General features: G+C 62.3%; 8 protein-coding genes and 2 pseudogenes. 6 read left to right on the plus strand and 4 right to left on the minus strand.

The window, feature by feature from the left end:
* Nucleotides 1-146: 146 nt before the first annotated feature.
* Nucleotides 147-893 carry a Crp/Fnr family transcriptional regulator gene (locus tag AC5JJ1_RS05050; RefSeq protein WP_495784025.1) on the minus strand — a complete coding sequence of 249 codons (747 nt, stop codon included), beginning with the start codon at nt 891-893 and terminating at the stop codon, nt 147-149.
* A 680-nt stretch (nt 894-1,573) separates the two neighbouring features.
* On the opposite strand from AC5JJ1_RS05050, the gene AC5JJ1_RS05055 reads away from it, so the two are divergent.
* The 3 genes from AC5JJ1_RS05055 (at nt 1,574) to AC5JJ1_RS05065 (ending at nt 4,819) form a co-directional block, all read left to right on the plus strand.
* The gene (locus tag AC5JJ1_RS05055) at nt 1,574-3,040 is read left to right on the plus strand and encodes a mannitol dehydrogenase family protein (protein ID WP_495784032.1); all 1,467 of its coding nucleotides are present in this window, start codon (nt 1,574-1,576) and stop codon (nt 3,038-3,040) included.
* A 23-nt stretch (nt 3,041-3,063) separates the two neighbouring features.
* Complete coding sequence (locus tag AC5JJ1_RS05060) at nt 3,064-3,747, plus strand: HAD family hydrolase (RefSeq protein WP_495784026.1); 684 nt, start codon at nt 3,064-3,066, stop codon at nt 3,745-3,747.
* A gap of 355 nt (nt 3,748-4,102) precedes the next feature.
* On the plus strand, nt 4,103-4,819 hold the full coding sequence (locus AC5JJ1_RS05065) for a hypothetical protein (protein ID WP_495784027.1): 717 nt from the start codon (nt 4,103-4,105) through the stop codon (nt 4,817-4,819).
* Nucleotides 4,820-4,881: 62 nt separating this feature from the next.
* Here the strand turns inward: AC5JJ1_RS05065 and AC5JJ1_RS05070 are convergent, their stop codons facing one another.
* Nucleotides 4,882-6,747, minus strand: coding sequence for a glycoside hydrolase family 2 protein (locus AC5JJ1_RS05070; RefSeq protein ID WP_495784028.1), 1,866 nt, complete (start codon nt 6,745-6,747; stop codon nt 4,882-4,884).
* A 332-nt stretch (nt 6,748-7,079) separates the two neighbouring features.
* Between AC5JJ1_RS05070 and AC5JJ1_RS05075 the strand changes: the two genes are divergently transcribed.
* The 3 genes and pseudogenes from AC5JJ1_RS05075 to AC5JJ1_RS05085 all read left to right on the plus strand — a co-directional run.
* Nucleotides 7,080-7,349 carry a BrnT family toxin gene (locus AC5JJ1_RS05075; RefSeq protein ID WP_495784029.1) on the plus strand — a complete coding sequence of 90 codons (270 nt, stop codon included), beginning with the start codon at nt 7,080-7,082 and terminating at the stop codon, nt 7,347-7,349.
* Nucleotides 7,331-7,687, plus strand: coding sequence for a helix-turn-helix domain-containing protein (locus AC5JJ1_RS05080; RefSeq protein ID WP_495784030.1), 357 nt, complete (start codon nt 7,331-7,333; stop codon nt 7,685-7,687). Before AC5JJ1_RS05075 ends, AC5JJ1_RS05080 begins: the two co-directional genes overlap by 19 nt.
* A 201-nt stretch (nt 7,688-7,888) precedes the next feature.
* Nucleotides 7,889-7,998, plus strand: a pseudogene (locus AC5JJ1_RS05085) (IS6 family transposase); the annotation flags it as partial.
* A 257-nt stretch (nt 7,999-8,255) separates the two neighbouring features.
* On the opposite strand, the gene AC5JJ1_RS05090 reads toward AC5JJ1_RS05085, so the two are convergent.
* A complete protein-coding gene (locus AC5JJ1_RS05090) occupies nt 8,256-9,038 on the minus strand; it encodes an ISAzo13-like element transposase-related protein (RefSeq protein ID WP_495784031.1) in 783 nt (260 codons plus the stop codon).
* A 101-nt stretch (nt 9,039-9,139) separates the two neighbouring features.
* A pseudogene (locus AC5JJ1_RS05095) lies at nt 9,140-9,223 on the minus strand (hypothetical protein); the annotation flags it as partial.
* Nucleotides 9,224-9,399 lie beyond the last annotated feature (176 nt).

Here is a 9,399-nt window from a genome sequence, read left to right on the forward strand (position 1 = left end):
CACCATCTCACCACACCAAAAGCCACCTTGACCTGGTTATTTCGCGTCAAGTCCTAAGCCTTGGCGACCGCTACGCCGCTATGCTCAGAACGCCGTCATCGGCCAAGGCTGCCGCTGCCAAATCGGGCCTTTGTGAGAAGGGCGGGCTAGCGCCAGTATGGCCGGCTTGTCCCGGCGGGTAGCCCGATGAGGCTGTCGTAGGCTCGCCGGGCCACGCCATAGCAATCGCAGGTGGCCGCCTCGAGGCCGGGCCGGTCGGTGATTCGCATCCGGCCGACCCGGTAGCTGATCAGCCCCGCTTTCTGCAAAACGCCTGCGGCAACTGTCACTCCGGCACGCCGGACCCCAAGCATCATGGCCATGAACTCATGGGTCATCGGGAACTCGTCATTCCCGGCCCGGTCATGCGACATGAGCAGCCAGCGGGCGAGGCGCTGATCGACATGGTGCCGGCCGTTGCAGGCCCCTGTCCTCGCCACCTGCTCGAAATGCGCCAGCGCGTAGCGAAGCAGCAGCGGGCGAAGGCTCGGGATGTCGTCCAGGGCTTTGAGGAAGTCCGCCGCACCCATTCGCATGGCGGTGCCGGGCCCCTGAACTAACAACTCAAAGCTATCGCGGTCGGCGCCGAGCAGAACAGCGAGGCCACTCATGCCGTCGGGCCCAACCAGACCGATCTCTGCGCTGTCGCCGTCCTCCAGGGGGGCCAGTCGGGAAAGGTAGCCCGTTTCCGGGAAGTAGACGCTGCCGATTGGCTCCTCCGGCAGCTGCAGGCTCTTGCGGAACTCAAGCTTGACCAGCTCGAGCCGAGGCCAGAGCTGGGCGAGATCCGGAGGGGGCAGGGCTGCCAGCAGACGGTTACGAGGTGCGGGTAGAGGCTGATCGGCAATCGGCATGGATAGCTCCTGCGACAGATGTCGGTGGGAGCACTCGCCTCTCTCAGCCACCTGCACCGGAAAAATATCCGCAGGCGATGGGGTATATATAGGCCGTGATACATTAAATGTCTGCGCAGAATCGTACACTCACTTCATAAATAGTGAGCACGGCAGGCTTGGGTCTTTTCGATACTGGTCAGGCAAAAGGGTAGATCAAATCAGCCCTCAAAGCCACATAAAGCACTTGTTCCTCCATGTCGCCACTAGTCGAGAGCAGATCGAAAACACTGAAGCGGCCTGCTTTTGATAGCGGACTGGCCTGAGGCGAGCGCGCCCTACCGCAAGTGACGACGTCGAGGCGGTTGGCTCTGCCGTCGGATCTGACCCCAATCGCTATGTTATCCTTCCACTTCCTCATCGTTGTACGAGGTACATTATTCACAAAAATACTGAACTTAACCAATGTACGTCATCGCACATCCCATAATTATAGTATTCGTTCAGCAATAACTTGGAACTTCGACCCACAGCAGAAGCTTATCGCAGCCTTGATTGGGGGCTCTTTTTTTCGGAGACCCGAAAGGTTGCAGTAAGTGGTCCATTTCTCTTCCCTCGAAATCTCGTCTACGGAATCTTTTTCTGGCATAAGCTCGCCGGTCAAGGTATCGCCGCGCCTATCGCTTGCGACGCTGCCCGGCCTGCCGCGCACGGTACGCCGTCCAGGCTTCGACGTTGCCAGGCTCCGCCCCGGCATCCTTCATCTGGGATGCGGGGCATTTCACCGTGCACACCAAGCCGTCTTTACTCAACGAGCTATCGAAGCCAGGCCCGCCGCTATCCCCTCCGCATGGGGCATCATCTCCGCAAGCCTGCAGCGGCCCACCATGCGGGATGCCCTGCAGCCGCAGGATGGGCTCTACACCGTGCTCGAGCGTGGTCCGCACGGCGCCAGCGCTACCGTGGTTGGCACCCTCAGTGAGGTCGTCTTCGCGCAAGAAAATCCGGCTGCTTTTTTGGCCCGCTTCACTGACCCGGCGATCCGGCTTGTGACATTGACAGTAACTTCCTCGGGCTACTGCTTAGATCCAGCCACCGAACGGCTCGCCGTTCGCCATCCTGATATTCAGAAGGATCTCCACGCATCTCTGCCCAGTAGCGCACTGGGCATTCTCGTGAGCGGACTGGCGAAGGTTCGCAACGCAGGCCGGCGCCCTCCTGTCGTGATGTCCTGCGACAATCTGCCGGCGAACGGCCGGATCCTGCGCCAGACGGCGATCGATTATGCGGCGCTGTTCGATGACGAACTCGCCGGCTGGATCGCCAGTTCGGTGCAGTTCCCGTGCTCGATGGTGGACCGCATCACGCCAGCGACGACCGGGGCCGATCTGGCCGATGCTGCGGCGACGCTTGGCGTGTTCGACGCGGCGCCGGTCTCCGCCGAGCCATTCCGCCAATGGGTCATCGAGGACTTTGACGGCCCGCGTCCTGCTTGGGAGGCAGCCGGTGCGGAGTTCGTGCCGGATGTGGCGCCCTGGGAAGCCTCCAAACTGCGGCTGCTCAACGGCACGCATATGGCGGTAGCATATCTCGGCTCGTTGGCCAGGCTACAGACTGTCGCCGACTTCGTGGATGATCCGGTCTTTGCCGCCTATGCCCTGCGCTTCATGCTGGCGGAGCAGTTGCCGACTCTGCCGCCGAGCAAGCATGACATCCACGCCTATGCTCATCAACTCATGCAACGCTGGCGCAATCCCGGCATCGTACACCAACTCAGCCGGGTCGGCCGAAATGGTTCGGAGAAGCTACAACCGCGGTTGCTTGCCTCGATATGGGAGAACCTGGAAGCTGGCCGCCCGGCGCCTTGTACGTTGCTTGCTGTAGCAGCCTGGATCTGCTGCGCGTCGGGATGCGTCGGCCACGGCCATGCCGCGGAAACTCAGGACCCGCTGGTTGAGCGCATGCATGCGCTGGGTGCAACTGCGGGGAACGACACGGAGCGTCTCACCGCCTCAGTGCTAGCGATGGAAGACATCTTCGGGCGAGATCTGCCGCGGCATGAGGCGTTCCGGCTAGAGCTGACGCAGGCGGTTGGTGATCTTCAGCGCATGGGACCGCACGCCACCGTCACGGCTTTGCTGGCGGCCTCCCAGAAGAGTTGTAGGTGAGAATTAAGATGACAATACAGGACATGGATTCCGCCCGCGTGGAAGCATTACGCATCCAGGCCGTTCTTTTTGATATGGATGGCTTGCTGGTAGACACCGAGAGCTTGGCCATGCGGGGCCTGGAGCAGGCCGCCACCGAGATGGGAATTTCGGCGCCGGAAAGCTTCCGCCACGCGATGATCGGTGTTCCTGCCGACCGTTGCCGTGTTCTCGTGCAGGAACGCTTCGGCCCAAGCTTTCCTGCTGAAGACTACCTGGCAATGGCGAACCGGCACATGGATGCCATGATCGAGGCCGGTGCGCTGCGGCTGAAACCGGGCGTGCGCTGCCTGCTCTCGCATCTCGAGGCGCTGGAAATACCGAAGGCAGTTGCGACATCCTCGAGCCGGGTCAAGGCGGAACGCCATCTCCGCAGCACTGGCATTCTGGGCCGGTTCGACGCGATCGTAACCCGCGACGATGTCGCTCGCGGCAAGCCGCATCCGGACTTGTTCTTGCAGGCGGCCCAGAAGATCGGTACGTATTCAGAACATTGCCTGGCGCTCGAGGATTCCTACAACGGCGTACGAGCCGCTTATGCGGCCGGCGCCACCGTGATCATGGTGCCGGACCTGCTGCCGCCAACCAATGAGATGCGGGAGAGATGTGCCCTGATCGCCACCGACCTGCATGCGGTGCGGCCACTCATTGTCGCACCGCCACCTTGAACAGGAACTGCGCCGGCCATGGCCGGCATAGTTGAGGTCAGTAGGCTAGACGTCCGGTTTGAGCAGCGGCGTTGAGTTCGGCCCAACCAATGCACGCCTTGGCTGGCCTGACCAGAGTCATAACACCTCATGTGCGGTCGTAGGGCCAAGCTGTTCAGACGCGAACTGCCACAAGCATTGAGGACGCACACGATCCGGCGAGGGAATAGAGGATATGGGTAGAAACTTGGTTCTGGCGCGTGTTGGACGCAACTCGCTGCATCGCTGCTGGGTCGATCCCGGAAGGTCGCGCGATTGGGATCTCTATCTTTGCCCGTTCCAAGAGCTGCCTCCACAAACGGACATTGACTGCATAATGGGAAATGTCATCCCCGGCCCCAAATGGACGGGCTTGCGGCAGCTGCTGAACGATTGGGATGGTTGGCGGCAATACGACTTCATCTGGCTACCCGATGACGACATCCTCGCCAGCCAGGATACGATCAGCGCCATGTTCAATGCAGCACGGGCGCTACGTTTCCAGCTTTTCGCACCGAGCTTACACGAAGCATCCCACTACGCGCATTACACCACCATGCGAAACCGAAGCTTCTTTGCGCGGCGTGTCGGCTTCGTGGAGATCATGGTGCCCGGCTTCAGTAGCACAGCGCTGGAGCGACTGCTTCCAACCCTCGAATTGTCAACGACGGGTTGGGGCTGGGGGCTCGACTCCGTCTGGCCGAAGCTTCTCGACTACCGCGACGTTGGCATCATCGACGGCGTCCCGGTTCTTCACACGCGGCCGGTAGGCCAGTTCAGGGACGTGGATCTCGGTCGCCGCGTAAACGAGGAGTCCGACCGCATCCTTGCCAGTCAGCAATGCGGACAGCGCATGGCGACCTTTGCCGGCATCGACTCGAAGCTGCAGGAAAAGCAAATCGGTGCCGACGAACTGCTGGTCGATTTGGTCGAGGGCTGGCGCTACTTGCTCCCGCGCGATCCGAAGGTCATGCGCTGGATTGTGGAGCATCAGGCTCCATCCTTTGAGTGGACGCCCTACCGCGTCGGAGGCTTCCCAACCTCTCCCGGCTAGGAGATCTGTGCGCTGCACAATCTCGCCTGCTCAGCTTCGTCCACCCGGCCATCACCACGAGGCTACTCCCCCATCAGGCCCGCACGTCGCTTCGCGACCTCATGCTGGAAGATGGCGTCCAAGATCTCGTTTGGGACGGACTTGGCCGGGCGGGAGGTTATTGCCCGGATAGTGGCAATATCCAGCTTGGGTTCGCGGGCAGCAGTCAGCAGGCCGTTGTTCTCCTGCTCGGTGTCGGTGAGCTGGGTGTAGCAGAAGCCCGCGATTCCGGTGCTGTCCAGCAAGGCCCCGACCAGCGCCCCATAAAGCACCAGCAGCTCCTGTGCGTCGTTCGTCGTGGCATAGCCATACCAGTTCTCCCCCTCGGCAGGCTTGATGCTGAGGCCCCCGAACTCGCTGACCACCACTGGCTGCTGCTCGAAGGTCTGACCGTCCACCAATAGACGGTTATGTGCCGGGCGGATCGCCTCGAAGGTGCGCCGGAGCGCCTCGGCAGAGCCGTAGCGCTCGGTTAGCCTGGCGGGGTCCATGGCGTAGTCGTGCACACCGAAGATGTCGCCGACGGCGTTCTGCCAGCCATCGTTGCCGATCACCGGACGCGTAGAGTCCAGCGTCTTCGTCAGATGGTACAGCGCCTTCACGTACGCACGCTGGGCCGGGTCGTGCTCCAGGTCCGGCACGCCCCAACTCTCGTTCAACGGAACCCAGGTGATGATGCAGGGGTGGTTGTAGTCACGCCGGACCGCATCTGCCCACTCACGACAAAGCCGTTGGGCGGCCCGCTCATCGAACTGGAAGGCATTGGCAGCCTCGCCCCAGACAAGCACGCCCAGCCGGTCACACCAGTAGAGGAACCGTGGGTCCTCGATCTTCTGGTGTATGCGCACGCCATTGAAGCCGAGTTCCTTGACGAGTTCGACCTCCCGCCGGATGGCCTCGTCGCTTGGCGGCGCCAGATGCGACTGCGGCCAATAGTTCTGAGACAGCACCAAGCGCAGGAACAGCGGCACGCCGTTCAGCAGCAGCCGGCCGTCCACGGCTTCAATCCGACGTAGGCCGAAGTAGCTTTCGACCAGGTCGAGTACGGAGCCATCGGCCGCCAACAACTCGATCGAGGCGTCGATCAGGTGGGGATGGTGGGGTGCCCAGCAAACCGCTTGGACCCTATGCATGCGCCGGGGCAGAACGATTTCGCGGTCCAACACCGCCCCGGCCAAGGCATAGATGTCGTCCACCAGCGGTCGCCCGCGGAGCGACAGACGCAGGCGGAGGTGAGTTGCCTCGGCTGAGCGGCCGCCCACCCGCAATCGCATCTGGGCAGCGAAACGGTCCGGATCGGCGGTCCATCGCACTTCCTCGACGAAGGCTTCGCCCAACGGCTCCAGCCAGACCGGCTGCCAGATACCCGTGGTCCGGTGGTACCAGATCTCGGCCGGCTCAGGATCCCAATATTGCTTCCCGCGCGGCTGGGTCAGATCCAGCGGGTCGTCATAGGCGCGCACGACGATGACCTGCTCGGTCTCGGGAGAGAGGTAGGCGGTAATGTCGAGGGTGAACGGTGTGTGCCCTCCCTCGTGACGCCCGGCGAACTGGCCATTGACCCAGACCCGGGCCTCGTAGTCCACCGCGCCGAACGTCAAATGGAGCCGAGGCGCTCGCCCGGCCAGGGGGAGGTCGAACACCCGGCGATACCAAACGACCGCGTGGTAGCCTCGCTCCTGGATGCCGCTTGCTGAGGACTCCGGTGGGAAGGGGACGAGGATCTCCCGATCGAAGGCTTCGGCGCGCCTCGGCCAACCCTCCTGGATGCCGCGGTCCTCGTCGTCGAAGGCGAAGCCCCAGGGTCCCCGCAGATCGACCCACCCGGACCGACGAAGCTGGGCTCGAGGGTGCCTGGCCACTGCCCAATCAACGGTTGCGTCCAACATTAAAATCCTCGAGGGCGACTAGATCATGAACGAGATTTTGGCACTCAATCAACATGGATGGCCGGATGGGCGTATAGCTGCCGAACTCGTCTGTTGTGCAACGATGTCCGCTCGGCTTCGACACCGGGCACCTCCGTAGCAGGCGTGTAGTCTCCCCTTCAAGCCGCGCGAGCTTGTAGCCGCGCCAGGCCGAAGAACGTCGCTCCTGACAAACGTTCACTTGCCACAATAGGCCTTACCGCAAGTGAGCGAGGGCTTGCCTAATTGGGGCGCGGCTCTCCTTCTGCCCTTGATTCTATACGTCAGTGACGTATAAGTGTATAAGTGGTGTCATGGATCTCGAGTACGACTATGACAAGGATGAGGAAAACCGCCGCAGCCGCGGTCTTCCCTTCGACCTTGGCGCGGTCGTGCTAGCGAACCGGGTGGCTGAGTTCGAGGATGACCGGCGGGATTACGGCGAGCGTCGCGTGATCGCGTACGGGACCATCGGCGGCGAATTGCATGTGTGCGTTTACACAATGCGAGGCACTACATACCGCATCATCTCTCTACGCAGGGCGAAGAAAGAGGAGAGGCAGAAATGGCAACCAAAACCGTGAAGGCCACGCCGGAGATGATCGAGGCTGCCATGCGCTCGGTAGATTGGGAGGCACAGGCCGCAGTCACCGATGAGGAAATCGATGCGCACATCGCGTCTGATCCTGACGTGGCACCCGATATGTCCGATCGTGCTGCCACCGCATGGATTGTGCAGCGGGTGCGGCGCCAAAGCGGTCTGTCACAGGCAGCGTTCGCTACGCGCTACGGAATCCCCGTTCGGAGCCTGCAAGAGTGGGAGCAAGGCCGCCGAGAGCCGGAGGCCACCGTGCTGTCCTATCTGCGGGTCATCGAGCAGATCCCGGACGCCGTGACACAGGCGCTCAGCAAGGCGGCCTGACCACTGGGGCAGGGGAGGGATCTTCCCGGTCCTGTCAGCGCTCGCGCCAACCCTTACGACGCGAGATGATGGCCGGCTTCGGTTACGCCCCTTGCGGGATAGCAAGCGCAGTGGTGGCGCGACGGAGTTGAAGCAGCCGACAAGCTGTGGCGCTTGGCTTGGCTACAACAATGCAAGTTCTTGAATAATATAGTGGAACAAACCCACCGGCGCGTTAAACGCTTGGTTAGACCGGGCTTGGCTTCGGCAGTTTCCACACAGCACGGCGGACACTGGCAGGTTATGAGGCGATGGCAATAATCAGAAAGGGGCAGGTACGAAAGGTTGGCGGACGCGACATGCGGACCCAAGCCACCTTTGTCGCCAAGCTGTTCCAGGTGGCCGCCTGATCCGGAGCCTGTCGCGGCTATTCGCAACTCGCCGCAAACTTCGCAACCAAACCGAAATAAGCGGGGTTGCCGGCGCGGCCTGAACTCCGCTTTTGCATCGCACGCGGCCAGCCAACTTCGCCAGCCCTGGAACAACAATTTGACGGTGCCGATTACCGGATGGCGGGGTCATGTCGGTGTTACAGTTCGTGCAGGTTCGCCAGCAGACGCTCAAGGTCACGCAGATTAACGGTGCCTGTCTTTTCGAGCACAGCGCGAACCTGCGTCCGGATCGTAGCTTCACGGAGGCTGCGTGCATCTGCAACCGCACGCTTGGTTGTGCCGCCGTGCAGCGCGCGAGCTACTTCCGCTTCCGCCCGGGTGAGGCCAAACAGCTCCTGGAGCAGTTCCACTTTGGGCGCGACGTGCTCAAACTGCGCATTGCGCTCAGGCACGCTGCGTGTCTCGCCGCGTCTGGTGTTGGCCTTCGGCGAGTAGCCGAGCTCACGCAGCAGCCGGGCCACTGTTGGTCGGCTCGCCGGGTGGCCTGCAGCGCTTAGCGCTTCGCTGAGTTGTCGCAGCGAGCGGCGCTTGCCTTTGGTGCGCTTCCCCATGGGATCACCGGCTGTCTCAGGCTCCAGCAGGTTTTCCAGTGCCGTGGTGAGCCCAGCATCCTGCCTTTCACGTGCCGGGCGCCCGGCGCCTTGGCGTCGAATGCGCTCCGGTGTACGGTCCGCCAGGCCAGAGGCCAGTTCGCGCTGGCCACGCGCGATGGTGTGCCGGTCCAGCCCCGTGATCTCGGCAAGCCGTTGCACTCCGCCGTGACCTTGGCGGGTGGCCTCAACGGCGGCAAACCAGCGACGCTGCTGCTCATCCAGGCGGCTGATCAGCAGGTTGATCTGCCGATGCAGCAGCTGATCGGGATGGGGCTGGCGTGAGCGACAGGCAGCGCAGCCGCACTGATGCAGAACAGAGGCAGCCATGATCACCTCCGCGCCAAGGTCTTGAGACGTAATGGCGAGTTTAGCGCATGTGCTCGGCAAACCATTGGATAAATTATTGCGTGCCGTGCCCTAGGCGTCGAGTAGCCGTGGAAGAACCGGCCCTCCTGGTGCTCGTGCAGCGGCACGTCGGTCGCGTCCAGGTCGAGGACGATCTGCCGAGGCGCGGCGCAGCGCGTGTCGAGGAAGAGGTCCACGAACATGGCCTCGATCGCCGCGCCGTCATGGCCTATCCGGTGATAGCGACCGGGATCGCGTGTGTTTCGGTGTGGAAGAATGGCTCTGTCCCAGTTTCCGTGCTCGTCGGGCGTTGGTGTCGCGTCCTTTCTCCGAGGGAGCGGCA

This window comes from Belnapia sp., assembly GCF_059504005.1.